This window comes from Pseudoalteromonas sp. Angola-4 (assembly GCF_028599265.1).
Lineage (GTDB): Bacteria > Pseudomonadota > Gammaproteobacteria > Enterobacterales > Alteromonadaceae > Pseudoalteromonas > Pseudoalteromonas atlantica.
Genome location: NZ_JAQREK010000003.1, coordinates 84,755 through 108,145, shown reverse-complemented (window position 1 = coordinate 108,145; position 23,391 = coordinate 84,755). Strand labels below are relative to the sequence as shown.

The following is a 23,391-nucleotide window of genomic DNA, read 5'->3' as shown; positions in this document are numbered from 1 at the left end:
TCATTATTTAGCACGCATTTTGGCACCTTCTCATAGCTCATTTTATACACTTTGTTAGTTTTAAAAGTAATTCCTTATAACTAATCAGTCACTCCTAATTGTGAAAATAAACCTATATCTAACCCTTAATCATTATTGTAAATGCAAATTGTTACCATTAAGATCCTCAACCCCAATACAAGTACAACCAAGGAGCGAATATGTCACAATTACAATCGGCGCAGCTCAGCCCTGTCGAAAATAAAGCATTATTTGAGCAAAACGGGTTACCTCCTCAATTTAATCTCGATCAGTTTATTAACTACCAAATAGCGTCGTTGCAGGGGCTTTCGGCTGTACAACAAGCTATGGCTAAAGCGCAAAAGCCGTTTTCTGGCGTGGCGGTTAATACGCTTGCCGCCACTGTAAATGATGTAGATTTAGCCAAACCTCTCGCTGATTTCCCGGCGGTATTAAACGAGCTTAAAAGTGTGTATTTAGATCACGCTGTGTATTTTCATCATCCGCGTTATATGGCGCATTTAAATTGCCCCGTTACGTACCCTGCAGTTGTAGCAGAGCACATCATTGGCGCAATCAATACGTCGGTAGACACCTGGGATCAAAGCGCTGGTGCGACCCTTATTGAACAAAAATTAATTGATTGGAGCTGTGAAAAAGCAAAATTACCTAGCACTGCTGATGGTGTTTTTACCAGTGGTGGTACGCAATCGAACTTAATGGCCATGCTTGTTGCTCGCGAAGTTGCAGTGAGCCGCTATGCACCTAATCATGAAGTAAAACTGCAAGGCTTGCCTGAAGTAGCCTCACGTTTTCGTATTTATTGCTCTGAGGTTGCGCATTTTAGTATTCAAAAGGCAGCGGCATTATTGGGCCTTGGTTATAACGCGGTAGTGCCCGTGGCTACAAACAATAAAATGCAAATGGATATGGACGCACTTAACCACGCAATTGCGGATTCTAAAGCTAAGGGCGATTTACCTATCGCTGTAGTAATTACCGCAGGTACAACCGATTTTGGCTCAATTGACCCTGTTGAAGACATAGCAAAACTTGCTAAAAAAGAGCAGCTTTGGTGCCATGTTGACGGCGCATACGGCGGTGGTTTATTGGTGAGTGAGCATCACCGAAGTGCTTTAAACGGCATAGAACAAGTAGATTCAATTACCATTGATTACCATAAATCGTTTATGCAACCGGTTAGCTGCAGTGCTTTTTTATTAAGTGACAAACGCCACTTTAGCCATATTACCCTTTACGCCGACTATCTAAACCCGCTTGCTGAGGCTGGCAATGGCACGCCAAATTTAGTTGATAAAAGCTTACAAACCACACGCCGTTTTGATGCCCTAAAGCTTTGGTTAACACTTCGCACCATTGGCGAAGCGCCACTTGGGCGAGCGTTTGATAAAGTAATTGGCCTTGCTCGTCAAACCCATATTGTGCTTAACGACCACCCAGATTTTGAAGTTATAAATTACCCAGAGCTCAGCGCATTGGTATTTCGCTTTGCGCCAGAGGAGCTAAAACATAACCCCGATTTACTCGACACCCTAAACCTGCACGTACGCCAAACATTCTTAAATACTGGTGAAGCCATGATTGCGCGCACCAAAATTAACGGCCGTCATTACCTTAAATTTACGTTACTTAATGCCCAGTGCCAATTGAGCGATGTGCGCGCCGTGCTTGAACAAATTAGCACTATTGCGTGGCAAACGTATAAGGAGCAAAAATAATGAGTAACCAACCTTATGATTTTATAGCCATTGGCCTTGGCCCGTTTAATTTGTCGTTAGCGTGTTTAAGTGAGCCGCTAGAGGACGTGAAAAGCTTATTTTTAGAGCAGCGTAGCCAATTTGATTGGCACCCCGGCATGATGCTAGAAGGTGTTACTTTGCAAACGCCGTTTATGTCTGACTTGGTGACTCTTGCAGACCCTACCAGTAAGTACAGTTTTTTAAATTATGCCAAGCTTAATAATCGCTTATACCCATTTTATATTCGCGAGAGCTTTTTTTTACTGCGTAAAGAATACAATCTCTATTGCCAGTGGGTGTGCTCGCAGCTTAGCAACGTAAGCTTTGAGCAAAGTGTAACTAAGGTTGAATTTTGCCAGCAAAGTGGGTGCTATACCGTTACCTGTAAAACCCCAAATGGGGAGCAACACTATGTTACGCGCCACTTAGTGCTTGGCACTGGCCCTGCCCCATACATTCCTGATTGCGCAGTGCAAAGTAATTCTAATAACGTACTGCACAGTAGCGATTTTTGCCACCGCCTTGATGAGCTAAAAGCAGCTAAACGCGTTACGGTTGTAGGAGCTGGGCAAAGTGCGGCTGAAATTTATCACACCTTATTACAACAAGCTGTGCCACAAGGTTTGCAACTAGATTGGATTGCGCGTTCGCCGCGTTATTTTCCGCTGGAATACACTAAACTCACCCTTGAGATGACCTCTCCTGAGTATGTTGATTACTTTTATAATTTAAAAACCGAGCAACGAGATTGGCTTAATCAAAATCAAAAAAACTTATTTAAAGGCATTAATGGCGATTTAATTAATGACATTTTTGACACCCTTTACGCGCAAAGCCTAGATGGGCCCATTTCTACCACATTTAAAACTAACAGCAAGCTTACTAATACACGTAAAAGTGCTGGTCGCTTAGTCACAGAGTTTTATCATCAAGAGCTAAATGAAGCCTTTGAAATAAAAACCGATTACTTAATTTGTGCCACAGGCTTTAAATACAAGCGCCCTGCTTTTTTAAACCCCATTGCACAGCAACTCCCAGAAGATGAACAAGGCCGCTATTTAGTTAGCCGCGAGTATGCGGTAGACACCGACCAAAAACGTATATTTGTACAAAATGCAGAGCAGCACACCCATGGTTTTGTAACCCCCGATTTAGGCATGGCGTGTTATCGCAACAGTATAATTTTGCGCGAAATACTCGGTTATGAGCCGTATCAGGTTGAGCAAAAAATTGCTTTTCAGTGTTTTGATTTAAGCGATGTAGAAACCCATTCACAGCAAAAGAGTAACGCCGCATGAGTTTACGTTTAACGCTTATTTTGCTTACGGTTATTTCGGTCGTGTGCGACACCTTATTACTGCCGTTTTATCCGCAATTTTTTGCCAGCGAATTTTCTGTAAGTAACCCCACACTTATTGGCGTGTTTGTAGCTAACTGTTGTATTACCGTTATGCTCGCGTTGCCCCTGTGGGCAAAGGTTGCCAAAAAATACCACGAGCTGGCTCTTTGGCTTGTAACGCAAGTTATTGCCGCCTGCTTTGGTTTACTTTGTTATTTTGCAACTAACGTGTGGGAATTTTGGTTTTATTATCAGCTTATGTTGGTGCTTAAAGCCAGTTACCTGCTTATTTACCCGTTTGCACTGCGTTTAGAGCAGCAAAGTAAGCATCTTTCTATTATTGGCTTGTTTTCGGTACTTATGCACTTTGGTGCTATTGGCGGCGCGTTAGTGGGAGGGTACTTTTTTAGTATAAATGCACCGCGTTATGCATTGTTATTAAGTGCTGCGGGCGATGTTATACAAGTGCTGCTGTGCGCCTATTTAATGGTGAGCTTAAAGTTAGGTATTTATCAGCAAGCGATTGAAAGCGAAAAACCACGTACTCGTACACCGTATTTTATTTGGCAATTTTGCTTTATAAGCGTGGTTGTTTACTTTAGTGCGTTTTTAATTAGGCCGTTTTTTACTACCCATTGGCAAGGAATGAGCGCACAAAGCAGTGCATTCCAAAGTGCGCTTGTGTACGCCATTCCTGCTTTTGCAGCCCTACTTATGCTGTTGTTTAACCACTTTCGGCAGCACTTACCTTTTCCTACGCTTAGCCGCACCAGTACGTTTTCGTGCGCGCTTATTTTTGGCGCTATTGGGCTTTATTTACAGGCGCAAGAGTCGGTGTGGTTAGTTGTCAGCTCTCGCGTTTTATACGGTATAGCGCTGTTTCAAGTCATGGTTTTATTAGAAGTGATGCTATTTGCTAAAAGCGAGCCTGCTCACTACGGCAGTGATTTTGCCAAAGTGCATGTTGCGCAAAATATTGGCGTTATTTTAGCGTCGTTATTAGTGGGTATGAGTGTGGAATATTTTAATACCACCGTGCCTTTTTACTTTGCTGCCATTGGCTTTGCAAGCCTTGGCGCTATTTTGCTATGGCGCGTTAAATTTGTTGGTCAAGCTGCACACACAGCCACTTAATAATTAAAAAGATTTAGGAGTTTTTATGTATTTTTCATCTTTTGTAACCACGTTACAACACACAGGTAATGTGACTATGCGGTTACTACAGCAAAGCGATATGCCCATAATTTGCCAGTGGCTTACACTACCTTACGCCCATTTTTGGGGTATGAGTAAACACCCCCCCGAGCAAATTTGTAGCGCCTACCAAGATATAATTAACAACCCGCACCATCATGCCTATGTTATTGAGCAAAATAATGAGCTGCTTGCCTTAGTTGAGCTTTACAGCCCAAAGCACGACAAGCTACTCGCAGCTGCCTATGAGGTACTGCCAAACGATACCGGCATGCATATTTTACTTGCCCCAAATACACAGCCTAAACGCCATTTTAGTTTTGAAATAATGCAGTGCGTATTGCACAGTATTTTTACTCATAATGCCGATGCACGCGTAGTAGTAGAGCCCGATATTGCCAATAGTAAAATTCATACCTTAAATAAGCGTTTAGGCTTTGTGCATACTAAGCAAATAACCCTTGGTGATAAAAACGCCTACCTTGGGTTTTGTAATAAAGCTGCATTTGAAACGCATGTTAATTTACATCACAAAGCGCAAACGCCAATAAACACCGACTATGTAAAGTTTGACCACTGGCAGTGGGCTAACAGGCACTTACAAAGTAAAGCCATTAGCGAACTGGTACACGAGCGCTTATTGGTTGCAGAGCAAACCCCACAAGGTTTTAAAGTAAATATTGAAGGGGGTTATTTTATATTTAATGGCCGTGCTATGGCGCTTAATCACATAGATATAGACGAGCCAAGCTTATGCTTTTATAACCTTAATAATGAGCAAGCAGAGCTTGATGTACTGAGCTTTTTTAGCGTGCAAGGCCCTGCGCTGGGTTTAACTGGCGAGCGTTTAGCCACCTACCTTGAAGAGCTTAACGCCACACTTGCCAGTGCCTGTTATAAACGCGAAAACAACACCCTTAGCGCAGCCGAACTTGCGCAATTAGGGCTGCAACAAATAGAGGCCGCAATGAGCGAAGGCCACCCTGCGTTTGTGGCTAATAATGGCCGAATTGGTTTTAGCAAAAGCGACTTTTTACGCTATGCGCCAGAGGTGGGTAAACCGTTTAAAGTGCTGTGGTTAGCGGCGCACAAAACAGTATGTGATTTTGCTTATAGTGAATACTTTAGTGATTACCCAAGCCATATTAGTGGCGAGCTTGATTTAACCACCCGTGATGCGTTTACCAAAGCGCTAAAAGCGCAAAACCTAAACCCCGACGACTACCTATTAATACCAGCGCACCCGTGGCAATACCAACATAAATTAAGTGTGGTGTTTGCCAACGAGTTTGCTAATAACCGCTTAGTTTACTTAGGTGAAGGCGACGATTTATATCAAGCGCAACAATCTATTCGTACCTTATATAACTGCTCACACCCGCATAAGCCGTATTTAAAAGTGGCGCTGTCTATTTTAAATATGGGTTTTATGCGCGGGCTTTCGCGCGCTTATATGGCGGTAACCCCGGCTATAAATGATTGGGTATTTAATAAAGTAAACTACGACCCCACGCTTAGCGCGTGCAATTTTACGGCACTAAGAGAGTACGCCACCTTAGGGTATGCGCATCATACCTTTGAGCAAAGCGCGTTGGGCGATACACCGTACCGTAAAATGTTTGCCTGTTTATGGCGCGAAAACCCAAACCATAACTTACAAAATAATGAGCAGCTCACCACCATGGCCGCACTACTGCACCTAGATAACAACGGTAAAAGTATGGCAGGTGCATTAATAGATCAAAGTGGTTTAAGCACACATGCTTGGCTGCAACACTATTTTAACGCCTATCTTATCCCGTTAGTGCATTGTTTTTATGCCCATAAATTAGTGTTTATGCCCCACGGCGAAAACCTTATTTTAAAGCTTAAAAACTCAGTGCCTGTTGGCGCTTACATGAAAGACATCGGCGAAGAAGTAGCGCTGCTTAATAGCACTGAACCTTTACCTGATGAGGTTTCGCGCATTCATATTACTATGCCAAAAGAGCTTGAATTACTGAGCATATTTACCGATGTATTTGACTGCTTTTTTAGATACCTAGTGGCTATTTTAGTAAGAGAAGAGCGCATTACCGAGCACGACTTTTGGCACGGCGTTGCGCAAAGTGTTAAAGCGTATCAACAGGCTAACCCTGCCTTAAATGCGCGTTTTAAAGAGTATGACTTTTTTAGTGATGAATTTGCACACTCTTGCTTAAACCGCTTGCAGCTTGGCAATAATAAACAAATGGTTGATTTAACCGACCCAGCAGGCAGTTTACAGTTTGCCGGAAGTTTAAATAACCCGGTATCGGCAAAGCTGTATGGCTAAGCCTGTAACCCTTGCGCACTTTTTATTTTTCCCAAATGAGCCAGCTACTGCGGCTCACCCAAGCTTAGATTTAGTGCGCACATTAGCGATTCATTGCAAGGCGCATTACCCACATGCGCCTGGGCAATTTATTAGTCGGCATTTATATTTGCAGCTTTGTTGGCAAACTATTTATGCCTATTGTTATTGGCATACTTCTAAACAAAATGCACATAACCCCATGCAATTACAGCTTAAAATTAATGGCGCTTATAGCCGAGGGTTTAACCTCAGCGGTGCGCCTATATTAAGTAAAGCCGAACAAAACACTGCACTTATTGAGTTTATTAGCTGTGTAGGTAAGTGGATAAATAGCGATTATGCGCTGGGCAAAAAGGAGCAAGGGCGCTTATTAATCGACACCCTTAACAGCGCATTTGAGCGCGCCCATAGCTTAAATTTAGCAAGCGCTGATCACACTACACATTGCCATCAACAGCTACACAATTTAATCAGCAATCACTTTAATTTAAACACCCCATTTAAATTAACGGCCGATCGCTTAACGTGCTGTCGTTATTATTTAGCTGGTTATAAAAAATGCCAAACCTGCCCTAAAAAGGATATTAAAACCAATGAACACACGTCTTAAAACGATAGACCTTGCCCGAGGTGCGAGCGTTTTTATTATGACTTTGGTACACACTTTATGGATGTACTCGAACACCACGCTTCAAAGTGAAAGCCTATTTGGTGCTGTTATTCATATACTTGGCAAAGGCACTGCCTCGTTTTTGGTGGCGATGGGGCTGTCTATGGCGCTTTCGCGCAGGCAAACCCCCATGTTATTAATTAAGCGTGGTATACAGCTTTTACTACTTGCCTATTTAATGAATGCGGCAAAATTTTGGCTACCCATTGAGGTATTTAATACCATGCCCGAGGCATTTATAAATGCCTATGGCTGGCAAAGCCCGATCAGTGCTGGGCAATTACAATTTATGATGTTAACCGGTGATATTTTACAACTTGCTGGGGTGAGCTTAGTGCTGTTTGGTACGCTTAATATTGCCCGCTGGAAAACCACATGGATTGCATGTTTAGCCATGGCTATTGCACTTGTAAGCCAGTTTGTTAGGGGGCAGCAGTTTGCGCTTTCGCCTTACATTAGCGATTTGTTTTTTGCTAATAACTACCAAGTTTATTTTCCGGTATTTCCATGGGTAAGCGCTATATTAACCGGCTACGTGCTTGGGCGTGTATATATAAATAGCCAACATAATGCAGCGTATTTATTTAATGTGTGTGCAAAGTTAGGGGCCGCATTATTAGTGATTGGTTCAGTGTGGTTATTTATTGATTTTAAAGGCCAGTTTGGTAACTTTTTTCACTTAAATGGCGGCGGTATTATTTATTTAGTGGGTTTAAATTTATGTGCACTAGCCTTAATAGAATATGCCATTGCCAATAAATTTAATGGCCCTATTACCCGCGCTCTTTTATATGCGAGCAAACATGTAACGGCCCTTTACATTATTCAATGGGTGCTAATTTGCTGGCTTATGGGCGTATTTGGTTATCATACACAGTCGTTTTGGCCAACGTTGTGCTTAATGGTACTTATGAGCTTATTAACCTTTGCAGTGCACAAAGTGTATTTGCAAGCTAAGCAAACCATACTCGCTATTAAGCAAAAGCCTAAGCGTACAGCATAAATTAAACTCTCTGGCTATTACTGGTAAAGTAATAGCCAGCTATAAAAAACGAACATAAAAAATGAGCAATATACACATGGGCTTAGAGTATATAAAATCTACTTATAACGTGGAGCATACAAAAGGAGTCTATTAAGTAGGTAATGAGTGCAGTCGTGCTTTGCATTTACCACGTTATTTATAAGCAAGATTGTGTATTAGTCAGTTATTTTGTTTTTTTGGAGTTTAGTTTGAAAGTAGAGCAGCCTGTATTAGGCAAAACTGGCACGTTAATTTTTTTAGTTATTATTAGTGCATTTCCCCCTTTAACTACCGATTTATATCTTCCTGCTTTACCTACTATGGTAGAGAAACTAAATACTAACCAAGCCATGGTTAACTTAACACTTAGCGTATACTTTGCAGCCTACGCCATAGGACTATTGTTTTGGGGCCCACTAAGTGAAAAATTTGGCCGTAAACCTGTTTTGCTTATGGGCCTTGGAATATACGTAATAGGCAGTGTGCTTTGTGCGTTATCTAATTTTGTAGAAATGCTTATAGGCGCGCGTTTATTACAAGCCTTTGGCGGAAGTGCAGTAACGGTTGTAGCCACGGCAATAGTAAAAGATTTGTACGATGGCCGCGAGCGAGAAAAAATTATCGCCACTATTATGTCGCTGGTTATTATTGCCCCTATGGTGGCGCCTGTGCTGGGCGCATTGCTATTAAAAATTGCTAATTGGCATATGATGTTTGCTGCTTTAGCCGTGTTTGGCTCGGTGGCTATGTTATTTACCTTTTTTTACCGCGAAACCTTACATACACGCTACGCCGGCTCTGTTTTTCAGTCGTGGGGGCGATTAGCTGTAGTAGTTAAAAACCCGCCATTTTTATCGCTATTGGCTGTTTTTACTATTGTGCCTATGGCGTTAATGTCGTTTTTAGCGGCGGGCTCTTATGTATATATCAACGGGTTTGGTTTGTCTGAACAAACCTTTAGTTACGCCTTTGCAGCGAATGCTGTGTGCGCCTCGTTTGGGCCAACAATTTATATGCGGCTTTCTAAACGTGTATCGGTAAAAAAAATAATTACTGCGAGTTTTTTAACCCTAACAGCATGCGGTATAAGTACCATTTTTATAGGCGGCTTATCGCCTTGGGTATTTGGTGCATTAGCAGCAATAGCTACCCTAACCGTTATTATTACCCGCGTGCCCGGTACTAATTTAATGTTAGAGCAACAAACAACGGACACGGGCTCTGCTGTGGCCGTTATTCAGTTTTGCTCTATGATTGCAGGCGCAATAGGCATGGCGCTTGTATCGCTTAATGCAGAAACATTAATTAAAAACTTAGGTATTATTCAGCTAAGTATTGGCCTTATAGCGCTTACTTTATGGTTGGTATTTAAAAATAAGGCGTATGTAAGCGCCTATATGTCTAAGGTTTAAACACGCTAAAACCCAAAAAGGCAGTACAGCAAATAAAAGCTGGCTGTACTGCCTTTTTAAAAAACTATTCCCCCGCTTTTATCGCCTCAATTACCGTGTGCATGCGCTTTGCCATTGGCCTGTTACGATGATGACACACATAAATATTTTCGCTGATTGGATTAGCTAAATGGTGCGTTTTTATAAGTGCTGGTTTATTAAATGCGCCCACCGCATAAGCAGGTAAAACAGTAAAACCTAGCCCTAAACTTACCGGCTCGAGTATTAAACTTATTTGGTTAGAAAACCCCGTACGCTTAATTTGGTCAACATGCTCAAACTCGCTGTAGTTTTCGCTAAGTAATAGCTGCGCGTGGTGTTTTGCATCGGGGTGGCCAATAAAGCCAAGCTCACATAAAACCTCCCATGTTGGGTTTTTAATATGTGCGGGGGTTACTAATAATAAAGCTTCTTGACCAATTTTGTGGCTGGTAACTTCGCTAAGCGTGGGGGCTTGGGTTAAAAAGCCTATGTCGGCACTGTGGTTTGCTACCGCTTGCTCTACACTGGTATTAGGTGCAAAGCGATAATCAATATTAAGCTCGGTATGCTCAGCCTGTAATGCTAATAATTGGCTATAAAATTGTAGCCCACAACTACCAGGCGATTGTATTTTTACTAGGCCACTGTAAGGCGAGTCATCTTTTAATTGTTGTTCTAAAAATTGCCATTCTTTTAATAACAAGCTGCCTTGCTGATACAAATTTTGCCCATGCACGGTAAGGGTAAATTGTTTGCCGTGGCGCTCTAGTAGCGCGCAGTTTACTTGCTGCTCTAGCTTTTTAATATGCTGGCTTACGCCAGATTGGGTCATAAATAAGCGTTCGGCGGTTTGGGTAAAATGATTTACCTCAACCAACGTACAAAACGTGTTTAACCATGTCGGGTTTATCATTACAAAACGTACTCAAAATGATGATTAATGATAATTTTACTTAATAAACACGGGTTCGTAAACTAACTCCATCAACTAATTACAGTTAAAGAGGAAGCATTATGAGTCATACATATCCACGTAGTTTTTCGCACATTGGTATTTCTGTACCGGATGTTGAAAAAGCCGTAGAGTTTTACACTAAGGTGATGGGCTGGTACACCATAATGGAGCCTACCGTGATCACAGAAGATAACAGCCCCATTGGCGAAATGTGCACCGATGTATTTAGTCCAAATTGGGAAAAATTTAAAATAGCGCACCTTTCAACAGGCGACCGTATTGGTGTAGAAATTTTTGAATTTAAAGACCAAGAAAACCCTAAAGACAACTTTGAATACTGGAAAACCGGTATCTTTCATTTCTGTGTACAAGACCCAGATGTAGAAGGCTTAGCGGATCGCATTGTTGCTGCAGGTGGTAAAAAACGTATGCCAGAGCCACGTTACTACTACCCTGGCGAAAAGCCGTACCGCATGATCTACATGGAAGACCCGTTTGGTAACATCCTTGAGATTTACAGCCACAGCTACGAGCTTATTTACAGCGCAGGCGCTTACTAAACGTAGCTAATTTAAAAAAGTTTAGCTAAAAACAAAGGCCGCAGTATTTATTTACTGCGGCCTTTTTGTGTTAAATAGACTTGTAGATTATTAATTTGGCTAATATTGGGTGTATAAAAATCAATATCTTCATTTGATTGATTATAGGTACATACACTGATAGCTTACTAATTGCACAAAGTTGTTCTAAAGGAAAAACATGAATCTGTCACTGGAAGACATCACCGCCGATAACTATGAAGCCATATGCGATTTAGAGGTTACTAAAACGCAAGAAGAATACGTAGCGTGTAATATGTGGTCGTTAGTTGAGGCGCACTATAATAGCGGGTATACCTGTAAAGCGATATACCTAAATGCTCTGCCAGTTGGCTTTTTTATGTGGGTACAAGAAACCCCTAAAAAGGTTTCTATTTGGCGCTTTATGGTAGATCAAACTTATACCAACTCCAATAAATAGCTGCTCTATTTTACTTGCTAAAACAACCCATTTCTTTGTTTTAAATTTCGTAAAGGGAACAACCATTTACATCAATTTACGCCTAGAACTGAATTGTTTTTTCGGCGTAAAATTTAGAACACATACTTAATGGAGTTGGTATTATCAAAATAAAGGCATTGGGCGCAAAGCACTGGCTATGGCAATTGAAGAGATTAAAACGATTTCTAAGCTTGAACAAATCGAGATTTGTTATAACCCGCAAAACCCAATAGCTAAAGATTTTTATTCAAGTTTTGGGTTTGAGGAAGTTGGCCTCGATGAGGACGAAGACGATATGTTAGCGGTAATTAAAATTAGCCGTTAACTCATTTATAAGTAAGCGCTAATTTTAAAGAATAATAATAGTTTTAAGGAAATACTGTGATCATAAGGCCATTTGCAGAGAACGACTTTTTAGCCGTTCAAAATATTAATCAGCAAGGCATTGATACCGGCAACGCGACCTTTCAAACTGAAGCTAAAAATTGGGAACAATGGAATAGTTCTATGCTCAACTGTTGCCGTCTTGTAGCAGTTGAGGATGAAAAGGTGCTTGGCTGGGCCGGGTTATCTGCGGTTTCAAGCCGTGAGGTATACTCGGGCGTTGCCGAGGTAAGTGTATATGTTGCAAACCAAGCCCAAGGTAAAGGCTTGGGGCACGCATTACTTTGTGCACTCATTAAAGAATCAGAAAAAAACGGTATATGGATGCTACAAGCCAGTATATTCCCTGAAAACATAAGCAGCATTACACTACATACTCGTAATGGTTTTAGGCAAGTTGGAAACCGAGAAAAATTAGGCCAACTGCATGGCGTATGGCGCAATGTAACTTTAATGGAAAGGCGCAGCGCCGTTGTAGGCCTCTAAACCTTCAAATAGCATAATAAATACAATGTGCGTTCATTATTATGCTTTTAAATCGCATTTATTATTCAAATTATTTAAGAATAACTCACAACCTCAGAATGTATATTGCTCACCTTCCCTACTCTTTTCTCAAAAACCATAAATTAATTATTTTAAATTTCAGCTCTTAGCTGCGTTGTTTTTTTACTTTATAACCTATTGCTTTAATTTAAAAAATAAAAACAAAGCCGCTTCAAATTAATTTATGAGTGCGGCTTTTTGAGTGTTAATTTTACTTATTTGTGGAATGAGTGTTCTATAAGTTGTTGACACTCGCTATTCTTGAGTGTAAATTTCGGATCAATCGATCCACAAGTGTTGTGGGTAATGTGTTTTAAGTTGATATTTTTAAGAGTTTGTTCCTCTTATTTTAAATAGCATCTTTTTAAAACACGTTTATAGCTCTGATATTTATTATGCGTAGTTTGCATATATAAATAACCTGTTAGGCGAAATATAGGTGTGTCACTGTGGGTCGATTTTTACTTTTAACTAGGAGCCAAAAATGACTAACCAAGTAATTAAATTAAATGATGAAAACTTTGAATCGCTAAACAAAAAAGACGCCAAATTAGTTGTAAGACTATGGGCTGAGTGGTGTGCTCCATGCCAAATGATGTCGCCTATTTACGAGCAAGTAGCCGATAACCTCGCTGATGAAAATATTATTATGGGTGAGCTTAATATTGATGATTTTCCATCAGTTGCAGCCAAATTAGCGGTAAGAAGTATTCCTACTGTGGTTGTATTTAAAAATGGTAAAGAAATAAATCGCTCTGTAGGTATGATGCCTGCGCCAGAGCTACAAGCGCTAATTTTAAAAGATTAGTACGCCAAAGAGGTGATAAATGAGCACACATCGAAAGTTGATAATTTTGGGTTCAGGGCCTGCTGGTTACACTGCCGCTATTTATGCAGCTAGAGCAAACCTTGAACCATTACTAATTACTGGCCTTGAAGTGGGTGGGCAACTCACAACAACAACTGATGTTGAAAATTGGCCAGGATACCCAACGGGTATTCAGGGGCCACAACTGATGAGACAGTTTAAAGAACATGCTGAAAATTTTAATACCGAAATCGTGCATGACTACATCACACATGTTGACCTGCAGCAAAGGCCATTTGTACTTAAAGGGCAGCAAACTTACACAGCTGATGCGTTAATTATTTCTACGGGCGCATCGGCAAAGTACCTTGGCCTACAAAGCGAGACCGAGTTTAAAGGTAAGGGTGTATCGGCGTGTGCAACCTGCGATGGCTTTTTTTATAAAAACCAAAGCGTAGCTGTGGTTGGCGGTGGTAATACCGCAGTTGAAGAGGCTTTATATTTAGCTAATATTGCCTCGCACGTTACGCTTATTCACCGTCGTGATTCACTCAGTGCCGAAAAGGTTTTACAACAGCGCCTATTTGATAAAGTAGCGCAAGGTAAAGTAACCATTAAGTGGAATAACCAGGTTGATGAAATAGTGGGTGACGCTAACGGCGTTACAGGAATTACTATTAAATCAACGTTAGCGGAGCACAATAGAGAAACACTGAGCGTTAATGGCGTGTTTATTGCCATTGGGCATCAGCCTAATACACATATTTTTAAAGATCAGCTTGATATGAGTGATGGCTACATTAATGTGTATTCTGGGTTTGAAAATGGTGAAACATTAACGAATATTCCCGGCGTATTTGCCGCAGGTGATGTAAGCGATAACCATTATAGGCAGGCAATTACATCTGCAGGTTCTGGGTGTAAAGCAGCATTAGATGTAGAGCAATACTTTACTCGCTTAGGTGCTTAGCACAGCAACTGTATTTAAAACTTATGATATGATCAGCACAATGCCCGACAATACTTAGTATTTCGGGCTTGAGTGTTTTAACTAACAATACACTTATTTAAAATTTACTTACTTGAGGTAATTTATATGGCCCGAACCGGACGCCCACGCCAGTTTAACCGTGAAGATGCAATAAAAAGTGCAATGGATTTATTTTGGCAAAAAGGCTACGAATCCACTTCTTTAGCTGAGCTACGCAAAGTGTTAGGCAATATTTCATCTGCGAGTTTTTACGCAGCATTTGGCTCAAAGCAAGCTCTATACAGTGAATGTTTAGCACTTTATACCAGTACCTGTGGAGAGACCTTTTCGGAGCTAGAAAACGAGTCGGTTCCTGCAAAAGCAGCGATTAAAAACATGGTGTTTAAAACCATTCATATGCAAACCTCAACTAAGCAACCTTCTGGCTGCATGATTGTTTTATCTGGCTTAAATTGCGGCGACGAAAATAAAGAAGTTGAGCAAATGGCACTGTCGGTACGCAACGACATTCGTAAAGCGCTTGTAAAATGCATAGAGCGCGGAACAGCCCAGCAAGAGTGGCAACAAGAAATGCCCGTAGAGCAATTTATGCTAATTTTAGATACCTTTATTAATGGCCTTTCTATTCAATCAAGAGACGGCATTGCACGGGAAAAGCTTTTAGAAGCCTGTGAGTTATTTTTAGATAGGTGGTAATAAGTAGATTGCTTTAAGCGCATAGAAAAAACAGATTTAACGTAACTAAATTAAATTTATATATAAAAAAACAAGGCACACTTTTAATAAAAAGTGCGCCTTGTTTGTTTTAGCTACGGTACTAAATGTTAAGCCGTTTTAGCAGGTAACTTTGCGGCTGTTATTGCTAAATAAGTGAGCCCAATAATACCTGTTAGTGCACAGGCCGATAAAATAAATGGGTCAACTAACAGGTTATCTTTAAATTCAAAGGTGCCTGCTGATATTTTTTTCCAGCCTATAAAGTGCTGATTAGCGGCCACTGTTGCGCCAAAAAAACCAATTACTAAAGCAAAATATTTGCCTATCCAGTGTGTAACCGCAGGCGTTATTAATAATAAGCCTAACAGGCCTATTACTGAGCGCTGCACTCTACAATAGGGGCAGGCATACACTATGCCTAATAAATCTGTGCTCCACGCAGCTATTGAAATAACAATAGCTAATAAGCCCACTATTTTTATATGCGTAGAATAGGTGCTTAAATTTAAAATGTTCATAGTCTGCTTTCCTACTTAAAATTATGCTAAAACCAGTGCGGTTAAAAACATGCCTAAGCCAAATATGGTGTGCCCTACAAAGCTTTTTATGCGCGTAACGGTGGGGTTAGGTGTTTTTGCACCGGCCATACCCGCCCCCATGCCTGGCATCATTATAAAAAAGGGGGCAACTATGCCAAACCATGAAACAAGTAATGCAGGTAGTATGGTTGGCAAATCAAGCCACTGCGTGTTTACACACACCATTAATATTAACCCGTACGCTATGCCAATTAGGTAGTGTACAACCCAACCAATGGTAAGCTCACCCTGTATTTTTTCGGCCTTAGGTAGTGCAGGCTGATAAAATTGCCCCGACTTCATATGACCTACCCAGCGCCCGACTAATCGCCAATTGGTGGCAGGTAAATCAAAAAACTTAGCGAGTAACCCCGCGTAAATATCTAACACTAGTGTGCCCCCTATACCTATTAATATAAAAGTATAGATAGAGTCGCTAAACATAGGCTGTATCTCCTGGTAATACGTTAAATGCTAGGTGTTTTGCTGGTGTGTATACATAGCACAACAGCAAAGTGCATAGACTTGGGTATGTAATGTGATAATATTACCAAAACACCATTATGAACACTAATGGTAAAAACTGGTTTTGGAATGAATATAAATCATAATGCTTGAACGTAATCATCTACACATTATTAAAGAGGTTAATCGCCTTAAAAGCGTGACCGCTGCGGCCGAAAGTTTAAACTTAAGCCAATCGGCTGTGAGCCATACTATTGCTAAATTAGAGCGCCGATTTGGCGTAAAACTGTGGCACCGTAAAGGCAATACGCTGGTGTATTCTCAGGCGGGGCTTTATTTACTTTCACTTGCAGACAAAATGGTCACCGAGTTTGAGCACGCCGAGCGCGTATTGCAAGAATTTGCCCAAGGCCGGCGAGGAATCATGCGTATAGGCATGGAATGCCACCCGTGTGAGCAATGGTTAATGGGCAAAATTCAGCAATTTTTAAAAGCATGGTCAGAGGTAGACGTAGAAATAAAAAGTGCCTTTAGATTTGATGGCATAGCAGCACTCAAAGCCAACGAAATAGATGTGCTAATAACCCCCGACCCCATCAATACAGAGGGCTTAAACTTTAGGTCGGTGTTTAACTACAATTTATGTATTGTCGTGAGCGAGCAAAACCCGCTATACAACAAAGCGTTTGTTACAGCACAAGATCTCGAAGACCAAATACTTTACACCGTGCCCGTAGGCTACAACCGCTTAGATGTATACACCCGATTTTTAGACCCCGCTAACGTGCAACCTAAACGCAGAGTTCCCATAGAAACCACCGAAATGATGTTGCAATTAGTGTCTGCCAATCGTGGCGTGGCTGCATTACCCGAGTGGCTAGTGTCATCGCACGAAAGCCGTTTAGGCGTAAAAGGCATCCGCATAGGTAATAAAGGGCTGCAAAAAAGCGTTAATGTAGGCGTGCGCGATGACGACTTACAGCTTGATTATGTAAAAGGGTTTATAGAATCAACACGCTCTAATGTGTAAATAGCTTTGCTGTTAAATGTAGGGTGTTAAAGTGAATTAACTAAGTTCGTGGAGTATTAACTTGAGCTGTTAGATATGTGCCAGTGTAGGTCGGATAAGCGAAGCGCCATCCGACACAGTAAAATACTTTGCCAATTATTACAGTATTTAATGTTGTTGAGTAGCTAGGGAGTGCCATTTGCAGAGGATCAGGAACATGTTGTAGGCCGCCAAGATTTGATCCTTTAGGCCTTTATGACTAACCCTTAACACCTATTAAAAAGGATAATGCGTAAAAATATCGTCTATCATGGCATTAACCTTATTTTTGTCTTTATTAATTTTGGCAAAAGTACGTAAACCTGTTATTTGAATTTGTACATGGGTAGCAAGATCTTCAGCATTTTTATTTTTACCCACCTCACCTAATGTCTGTGCTTCTTCAATTAATCTGACCAATGCTGAGGATATATTAACTAGATGTGCTTTCGTTACATCAATTAAATCTTGATTCTCATCTGTTAATTCTGAAATAGTTTTTGACAGCATACAAATGCCATTTGGAGCACTATTTTGTGACTCTACTATTATTAACTTCATAAAGGCTTTTAGTGCATGAAGTGGCGAATCATGTTCGTCTTTACATTGCTGTAATAGTGACAGGCTCATATCAGCATAGTTAGCTAAGGCTTCCTTAAATAAACCATCTTTATTACCAAATGCTGAGTATATGCTACCGGGGCGAAGGTCTACCGCGTCTTGCAAGTTTCGCATTGATGTTGCATGAAAGCCTTTCTTCCAATAAAGATTGGTTGCCTTATCTATCACTTCTTGGCGATCAAATGTTGTGGTCTTTGCCATAACTCCACCTAAAAACATTAAATGAACAGTCGTTCAATTATAGTTATATTTTATCTTTAGGTAAAGTTAAACTCAGCAGAGGTGACTTCTAATAAAGCAAAAATATTTCAAGACAAATATCCATTTAAATACAATAGATTATATTTACACATTTAAAATAATTGAACGATCGCTCAAATATAACTTGAGCGATCGTTCAGGTGGGTGTATAGTTCACTCCATCAACTAAGGGGCTTCAAGATTTATTCCCTTTTTATATAGGGACAACCCCTAAACAACCTATGTCATTGGAGATTAAAAATGAGCAAATTTACATTACACACAGTAGAAACAGCACCAGAAAAAAGCAAAGCAATTTTAGAGGGCGCTAAAAAGCAAATGGGTGTTGTTCCTGGCTTATATGCAGCAATGGCTGAATCACCAGAAATATTAAAAGCTTATACACAGCTACATCAGTTATTTACAGCAACATCATTCAACGCAGAAGAATTAACTGTAGTGTGGCAAACAATTAACGTTGAGCATGAGTGTCATTATTGTGTGCCAGCTCATACTGGTATTGCACACTCAATGAAAGTTGATGCCGCTTTAACTGAGGCGTTACGTAACCAAGAAGCGATGCCAACAGAGAAACTACAAGCGCTTCAAGATTTCACGCTAGCTATCGTACGCCAACGCGGCAACGTAACACCTGAACAAGTCGATGCTTTCTTTGCCGCAGGTTACGCGCAGCAACAAGTATTAGAAATCATTCTTGGGTTATCACAAAAAGTGATCAGCAACTATGTAAACCACATTGCTGAAACACCAGTAGATTCAATGTTTAATAAATTTGAATGGACTAAAAAGTAACGAGTTATAACTGCACAGTTATAGTAAATACTTTATTACAGCCTAATCAATTTTCCGTTGCGATAAAACTTTAGCAATCGCAACGGATGCTAAACCAAAGGAATATCAAATGAGTTTTATCATTAAAGACAAAGTAGCTTTCGTTACCGGCGCAAATCGTGGCATAGGTAAAGCCATTGTTGAGTCACTTCTGCAACACGGTGCCAAAAAAGTATATCTTGGTGTGCGCAATCCTGAGTCAACTAAAGCATTAGAAAAGCAATACGGTGAAAAAGTAGCAACTATCCAGACGGATATTTCAAGCACCGACTCAGTTAACAAAGCGGCAGCTGAGGCTACTGATGTCGATCTTGTAGTTAACAACGCAGGTATAATGCTGTCGACTACACCTTTAGCAGAGAATATTTTTGAGTCTTTAGCTAAGGAAATAGACGTTAATGTTTATGGTTTAGTGCGTATTGCCAACGCCTTTGCTAAAACGCTTGAGCGTAATAAAGGTGCGTTAGTCCAACTGAATTCTGTTGTATCGATGAAAAACTTTCTTCAGGAAACCACTTACTCGGCATCTAAAGCTGCATCCTACTCAATCACACAAGGGTTGAAAGACGCATTTGCCGAAAAAGGCGTTCAGGTACTTAGTGTTCACCCCGGTCCAATTGAAACAGATATGGGAAAAAGAGCTGGCTTCGATAACTTAGCAAGTGCTGAGTCTGTCTCTGAAGGCATTATAGACTCTCTTGAAAAAGGTGACTTTCTACTCTTCCCAGACGATATGGCTAAGATGATTGAAGGTGCTTACCAAAGCTACGCAGACAATATTATCTTGAAAGATTTTTCGTAGTAAATCTAGATCTAATAGCTAAGGGTTATACGGCTATCTACTCTCAAGTACTGTTATTTGCTGCTGTCGTTTATGGTAGATAAAAATAGAAGTAAATGGACCATGGCAAGCTTTGGTATTATTTCTGTATTAGTGCTTAGCTATTTACTTTCTACTCAAAAAGCTGAATTTTAATGACACCTTGGAGCAAATATGAAAAAAATTCCGCGTAAGTATCAATATCCACTTACTGTTTCTATGGTGTCATCTTCAATGTTGATAGGAACGTCTGGGGTGATGGCCTATAAAACCCTGTCAGATGAAGCTTCGTTTATCAGTGCATGGATAAACTCAATTGGGCAAGTTATCCCTTTTGCAATAATGCTATTATTAGTTGTCGCACCAACGATTAAATTACTTGTGACGAAAATATTGTTAGAGCCAGAAGCAAAATGAGAAGTTGTACTGACTTTAAGCGCTTATTTTTATCAACGTCATCAATACTATAATAGCCAATAGCGGTCTATTAGACTTATTTTTTTATTGTAGTTAGCACTTAATCTGTTCTAGCAAAAACTAACTCACCATGGATTTAAATAAGTCTGATGGTTTATCCATTTTTTGAATTATTTTTTCTCTAAATGCGACCACCCTACTAGCAATCAACTGACGATCACTCCATACAATATAAGCTTTGCCATTCGGGCACTCTACATCGGGCAATACCCTCTGTAGCACTGCGTCTTTTTCAAATTCTAATAACACTTCTTTCGGTATCAAGCCTATCCCCATGCCCGCTTTAACTGCATTAATCATTAAACGGAGGCTATTTATTGAATACTTAGCCATTACAGGTAGCTTTGTAGTTACACCTTGGTACTTAAATTCCCAAAAAGGCATAGTATTTCCAGCGAGTAAATTATGTTCAAGTAATGACTCTATATTATTGGGAATACCTTGAGCTTTAAGGTATTTGGGTGATGCAGCTAAGACTAGCTCAGTTTGAAATAAGGGTTTTTGAATTAATGTAGGTATATTGCTCGGTGTAGTAACAATAGCGAGGTCAATACGTTCATCAATATAGTTTTCAGTGTCAGAAGAGAAACTAATGTGGATTTTAACACCGGGATGTTCTGTCATAAATTCGATTGCTAAATTCTGAAGAAAATAATCAGCGAAAGGCTCTGGACACGAAACATAAATATCACCTGTTAATGTTGCCTGTGTATTAGAAAGGTTGAGCCATTGTTCATCAACTTGTTTGAAAATGGGAGCAAAGCGTCGGTAATATTCTTCACCTGCATTAGTGAGTTGGAATTTTTTGGCATGGCGATGAATGAGTTTTTCACCTACTTTTTCTTCTAATTGACTCACAGCCCTAGAAAGCGTCGGGGCAGAGGCTGTAGCTATGAGACTAGCAGAGGCGTAACCACCACATTCTACTGATAGGCAAAACCAATATAAATTGCCGAGCTCTTTGGCGTCCATAATATCTAATCATTCAAATATGAATTTATAAATTTCAATAATAGCTATTTTTGAAAGAAGGGCAAGGCTTTAAAATATGCCCTCTAAATTATTCAAGTTGTGACCAATATGAAAAAGTTTCCTCAAAAATTTAAATATCCGCTAATAGCCTCAATGGTTTTACCTTCAATGCTTTTAGGCATGACGGCTATTATGGCCAGTAAAATGATGTCTGACGATATCTCATTTATGAGTGCATGGTCTTACTCTATAGGAGAAGTTATTCCTTCTGCACTATTACTTTTAGCTGTAATTGCACCAACAGTTCGGCTTTTTGTTAGCAAAGTATTATTAGAATCTGAAGAGAAATAATTCACCATAAAATATAGGAAAAATGAAATGGGGAAACAATTATTAATAGAAGTATCACTAATATCGAGTGTATTGGTTATTGTCGGGTTAATGTGGATGGCGTTACGCCATTCAGCGATGACCCCTTTGGCCATCATACAAAAGCTATTAACCGGCTTGTTAGCTATTTTTTTAATTATGGCTGGCACAGTAAAGTTCTTTGAGCCGTTCAACACTATGTTTACTAAACAAATAGCTTTGAGTGGACTGCCATTACCCGAGATAGCTAGGTGGGCTGGTCAATTAGGTGAAATTTCAGCTGGTTTAGGATTTCTGATTGTGCTTACTCTATCCAAGGTTTTAACAAAAAGTAGAATAAGAAAAGTATTTTATTGCTCATCACTATTAGCGCTATCCATTATGATTGTCGCAGTGTATGTTCACATAATTCCAGAAGTAACTGCTGAGTTTTTACCATTACAATCAAAGCCTCCAATTCTGACATTAATTGTTATGTTGCTGATTGGGTTGAATGTATGGATATTTAGGAAGTTTAAATACAAATAAGTTAATCTGTTTAAATCACTATAATGATGATTGTCTCCTGAACGCTCATAACCGCCCATCAGCTGCCGTTATGAGCAATCCATTAAAACGCTAAGCTTAAACGTCAGCCATTACACATCACGCTTTAACGTTTTTTAAGTAATGCTCAACACTTATACTTGCCGCATCAACTGCACCGGCAACGTAGCCCGGAAATTGCACTGACCATTCACTGCCAATACCGACTAAATTTTGATGCCATGGGCCATTTTGCGCGGTTATGTAAGGTGCTGGGGTATGCGTATTAGCCGCATGTGTATCTAAATGTGTTGCGGTGAGTGGGTCTTGTGCCCAGTCTTTAATAATATCGGCTTTGGGTGTGGCGGCTTGTGCGCCAAAAAGCCTGACTAACTGCGCTCTGCAATGGGTGATTAAATCTTCATTACTAATGCGTTTTCGATCATCGGCGGGTATGCCAATAAAGCCAAATAATGCGGCTTGGCCTTGAGGATTTGATGCATCGTGTATTTCTGCCATTGGCCCAACACTGCTGCGGGCGCTGCCCGAGAGCGTTTGCTTACGCCAAAATGGCGTATCGTACACTGCAATATACTTAGCGTGGGGTGCCATCCAGGTTGCGGTATTTTGCCACTGCGTTACTAAATCGCTTGGCAATGCGGGGGTAAATGTTATTTGGCTTGCGGCTAAGCGTGGTGGTAGCGCAAGCATTATGTGCTCAACGTTTACTTTATTATCGGTTGTGTTTGAGGTGCTAAAGTTAACTTCAATATTACCGTGTTGGTGGGTAATTGTTTTAACCAAAGCGCCGGTCACTATGTGTTTGTTGCTAAGCTTTGCATGTAAGGCATTAATAAGGGTGCCCATGCCACCTTTTAACCGCATAGACGTAGGCGCATGCGTATAACCGGGCATTGCTGTGGGCGGTTGTGTATGTGAGCGCTCTACTAACGTATTGCCTTGCTCGTACTGGGCAAATGTTTCTAGGTTTAGGGTTTTAATAATGGCATTTAATTGCGGCTGAAACTCTGGCCAAAACCACGTTGGGCCAAGATCAAAGCTATTTGTTGTCGCTTGCGACAGGCTTGTAAAGTCCATAATACGGCCACCTAATTGGTCTCTGGCTTCAAGCAATATGTAATCGGTAATGCCGCATTGCTCTAACTGGTAAGCTGCATACACGCCGCTTAGCCCACCGCCTATAATCGCAATTTTTGTACGCATTAT

Annotated in this window: 24 protein-coding genes and 2 pseudogenes; 20 read left to right on the top strand and 6 right to left on the bottom strand. The window is 40.5% G+C overall.

Going from position 1 to position 23,391, the window contains the following annotated elements; translation table 11 throughout:
- The first annotated feature begins 200 nt into the window (after window positions 1-200).
- From PSH48_RS05255 to PSH48_RS05225, 7 genes are all read left to right on the top strand, one after another.
- Window positions 201-1,739: a pyridoxal phosphate-dependent decarboxylase family protein gene (locus PSH48_RS05255; protein WP_273611050.1), complete on the top strand. Its 1,539-nt coding sequence runs from the start codon at window positions 201-203 to the stop codon at window positions 1,737-1,739.
- Complete coding sequence (locus PSH48_RS05250; RefSeq protein WP_273611049.1) at window positions 1,739-3,058, top strand: lysine N(6)-hydroxylase/L-ornithine N(5)-oxygenase family protein; 1,320 nt, start codon at window positions 1,739-1,741, stop codon at window positions 3,056-3,058. The genes PSH48_RS05255 and PSH48_RS05250 overlap by 1 nt, the downstream gene beginning before the upstream one ends.
- Window positions 3,055-4,233: an MFS transporter gene (locus tag PSH48_RS05245; RefSeq protein ID WP_273608388.1), complete on the top strand. Its 1,179-nt coding sequence runs from the start codon at window positions 3,055-3,057 to the stop codon at window positions 4,231-4,233. Before PSH48_RS05250 ends, PSH48_RS05245 begins: the two co-directional genes overlap by 4 nt.
- Before the next feature lie 25 nt (window positions 4,234-4,258).
- Window positions 4,259-6,607: a GNAT family N-acetyltransferase gene (locus PSH48_RS05240; RefSeq protein WP_273611048.1), complete on the top strand. Its 2,349-nt coding sequence runs from the start codon at window positions 4,259-4,261 to the stop codon at window positions 6,605-6,607.
- Window positions 6,600-7,238, top strand: coding sequence for a hypothetical protein (locus PSH48_RS05235; RefSeq protein ID WP_273611047.1), 639 nt, complete (start codon window positions 6,600-6,602; stop codon window positions 7,236-7,238). The genes PSH48_RS05240 and PSH48_RS05235 overlap by 8 nt, the downstream gene beginning before the upstream one ends.
- Window positions 7,222-8,301, top strand: coding sequence for a heparan-alpha-glucosaminide N-acetyltransferase domain-containing protein (locus tag PSH48_RS05230; protein ID WP_273611046.1), 1,080 nt, complete (start codon window positions 7,222-7,224; stop codon window positions 8,299-8,301). Before PSH48_RS05235 ends, PSH48_RS05230 begins: the two co-directional genes overlap by 17 nt.
- A gap of 230 nt (window positions 8,302-8,531) precedes the next feature.
- Entirely contained in the window at window positions 8,532-9,734 is a 1,203-nt protein-coding gene (locus PSH48_RS05225; RefSeq protein WP_096042620.1) for a multidrug effflux MFS transporter, read from the top strand.
- Between the two features lie 64 nt (window positions 9,735-9,798).
- Here PSH48_RS05225 and PSH48_RS05220 read toward each other — a convergent pair whose 3' ends face one another.
- The gene (locus tag PSH48_RS05220; RefSeq protein WP_055254265.1) at window positions 9,799-10,668 is read right to left on the bottom strand and encodes a LysR family transcriptional regulator; all 870 of its coding nucleotides are present in this window, start codon (window positions 10,666-10,668) and stop codon (window positions 9,799-9,801) included.
- A gap of 101 nt (window positions 10,669-10,769) precedes the next feature.
- On the opposite strand from PSH48_RS05220, the gene PSH48_RS05215 reads away from it, so the two are divergent.
- The 7 genes and pseudogenes from PSH48_RS05215 to PSH48_RS05185 all read left to right on the top strand — a co-directional run bounded on the left by PSH48_RS05215 (window position 10,770) and on the right by PSH48_RS05185 (window position 15,176).
- Complete coding sequence (locus PSH48_RS05215) at window positions 10,770-11,270, top strand: lactoylglutathione lyase family protein (RefSeq protein ID WP_273611045.1); 501 nt, start codon at window positions 10,770-10,772, stop codon at window positions 11,268-11,270.
- A gap of 199 nt (window positions 11,271-11,469) precedes the next feature.
- Window positions 11,470-11,712 (top strand): annotated as a pseudogene (locus PSH48_RS05210) (GNAT family N-acetyltransferase); the annotation flags it as partial.
- Between the two features lie 160 nt (window positions 11,713-11,872).
- Window positions 11,873-12,076: pseudogene (locus PSH48_RS05205) on the top strand (GNAT family N-acetyltransferase); the annotation flags it as partial.
- Window positions 12,077-12,132: 56 nt separating this feature from the next.
- Complete coding sequence (locus tag PSH48_RS05200; protein ID WP_273611044.1) at window positions 12,133-12,621, top strand: GNAT family N-acetyltransferase; 489 nt, start codon at window positions 12,133-12,135, stop codon at window positions 12,619-12,621.
- A 544-nt stretch (window positions 12,622-13,165) separates the two neighbouring features.
- Window positions 13,166-13,489, top strand: coding sequence for a thioredoxin family protein (locus PSH48_RS05195; protein WP_054982009.1), 324 nt, complete (start codon window positions 13,166-13,168; stop codon window positions 13,487-13,489).
- A gap of 19 nt (window positions 13,490-13,508) precedes the next feature.
- Entirely contained in the window at window positions 13,509-14,459 is a 951-nt protein-coding gene (gene trxB, locus PSH48_RS05190; RefSeq protein WP_273611043.1) for a thioredoxin-disulfide reductase, read from the top strand.
- 126 nt (window positions 14,460-14,585) lie between these two features.
- Window positions 14,586-15,176: a TetR/AcrR family transcriptional regulator gene (locus tag PSH48_RS05185; RefSeq protein ID WP_054982011.1), complete on the top strand. Its 591-nt coding sequence runs from the start codon at window positions 14,586-14,588 to the stop codon at window positions 15,174-15,176.
- A 128-nt stretch (window positions 15,177-15,304) separates the two neighbouring features.
- On the opposite strand, the gene PSH48_RS05180 is transcribed toward PSH48_RS05185, so the two are convergent.
- Window positions 15,305-15,715 (bottom strand): disulfide bond formation protein B, encoded by a 411-nt coding sequence (locus PSH48_RS05180; protein WP_273611042.1) that lies wholly within the window; start codon window positions 15,713-15,715, stop codon window positions 15,305-15,307.
- 21 nt (window positions 15,716-15,736) lie between these two features.
- Window positions 15,737-16,219 (bottom strand): DUF2938 domain-containing protein, encoded by a 483-nt coding sequence (locus PSH48_RS05175; RefSeq protein WP_273611041.1) that lies wholly within the window; start codon window positions 16,217-16,219, stop codon window positions 15,737-15,739.
- Window positions 16,220-16,385: 166 nt separating this feature from the next.
- Between PSH48_RS05175 and PSH48_RS05170 the strand changes: the two genes are divergently transcribed.
- Window positions 16,386-17,270 (top strand): LysR family transcriptional regulator, encoded by an 885-nt coding sequence (locus tag PSH48_RS05170; protein WP_273611040.1) that lies wholly within the window; start codon window positions 16,386-16,388, stop codon window positions 17,268-17,270.
- 255 nt (window positions 17,271-17,525) lie between these two features.
- Here the strand turns inward: PSH48_RS05170 and PSH48_RS05165 are convergent, their stop codons facing one another.
- On the bottom strand, window positions 17,526-18,110 hold the full coding sequence (locus PSH48_RS05165) for a TetR/AcrR family transcriptional regulator (protein WP_273611039.1): 585 nt from the start codon (window positions 18,108-18,110) through the stop codon (window positions 17,526-17,528).
- 300 nt (window positions 18,111-18,410) lie between these two features.
- On the opposite strand from PSH48_RS05165, the gene PSH48_RS05160 reads away from it, so the two are divergent.
- The 3 genes from PSH48_RS05160 to PSH48_RS05150 all read left to right on the top strand — a co-directional run bounded on the left by PSH48_RS05160 (window position 18,411) and on the right by PSH48_RS05150 (window position 20,238).
- On the top strand, window positions 18,411-18,962 hold the full coding sequence (locus tag PSH48_RS05160) for a carboxymuconolactone decarboxylase family protein (RefSeq protein ID WP_054982016.1): 552 nt from the start codon (window positions 18,411-18,413) through the stop codon (window positions 18,960-18,962).
- Between the two features lie 109 nt (window positions 18,963-19,071).
- Window positions 19,072-19,803 carry an SDR family oxidoreductase gene (locus PSH48_RS05155; RefSeq protein ID WP_273611038.1) on the top strand — a complete coding sequence of 244 codons (732 nt, stop codon included), beginning with the start codon at window positions 19,072-19,074 and terminating at the stop codon, window positions 19,801-19,803.
- 192 nt (window positions 19,804-19,995) lie between these two features.
- Window positions 19,996-20,238, top strand: coding sequence for a DUF2798 domain-containing protein (locus PSH48_RS05150; RefSeq protein ID WP_273611037.1), 243 nt, complete (start codon window positions 19,996-19,998; stop codon window positions 20,236-20,238).
- 120 nt (window positions 20,239-20,358) lie between these two features.
- Here PSH48_RS05150 and PSH48_RS05145 read toward each other — a convergent pair whose 3' ends face one another.
- The gene (locus PSH48_RS05145; RefSeq protein WP_273611036.1) at window positions 20,359-21,270 is read right to left on the bottom strand and encodes a LysR family transcriptional regulator; all 912 of its coding nucleotides are present in this window, start codon (window positions 21,268-21,270) and stop codon (window positions 20,359-20,361) included.
- Between the two features lie 108 nt (window positions 21,271-21,378).
- Between PSH48_RS05145 and PSH48_RS05140 the strand changes: the two genes are divergently transcribed.
- Together PSH48_RS05140 and PSH48_RS05135 are read left to right on the top strand one after the other, a co-directional pair.
- Window positions 21,379-21,621: a DUF2798 domain-containing protein gene (locus PSH48_RS05140; RefSeq protein WP_273611035.1), complete on the top strand. Its 243-nt coding sequence runs from the start codon at window positions 21,379-21,381 to the stop codon at window positions 21,619-21,621.
- Window positions 21,622-21,648: 27 nt separating this feature from the next.
- Window positions 21,649-22,167 (top strand): hypothetical protein, encoded by a 519-nt coding sequence (locus PSH48_RS05135; RefSeq protein ID WP_273611034.1) that lies wholly within the window; start codon window positions 21,649-21,651, stop codon window positions 22,165-22,167.
- Window positions 22,168-22,284: 117 nt separating this feature from the next.
- Here the strand turns inward: PSH48_RS05135 and PSH48_RS05130 are convergent, their stop codons facing one another.
- Entirely contained in the window at window positions 22,285-23,388 is a 1,104-nt protein-coding gene (locus PSH48_RS05130) for a flavin monoamine oxidase family protein (RefSeq protein WP_273611033.1), read from the bottom strand.
- Window positions 23,389-23,391: the final 3 nt, after the last annotated feature.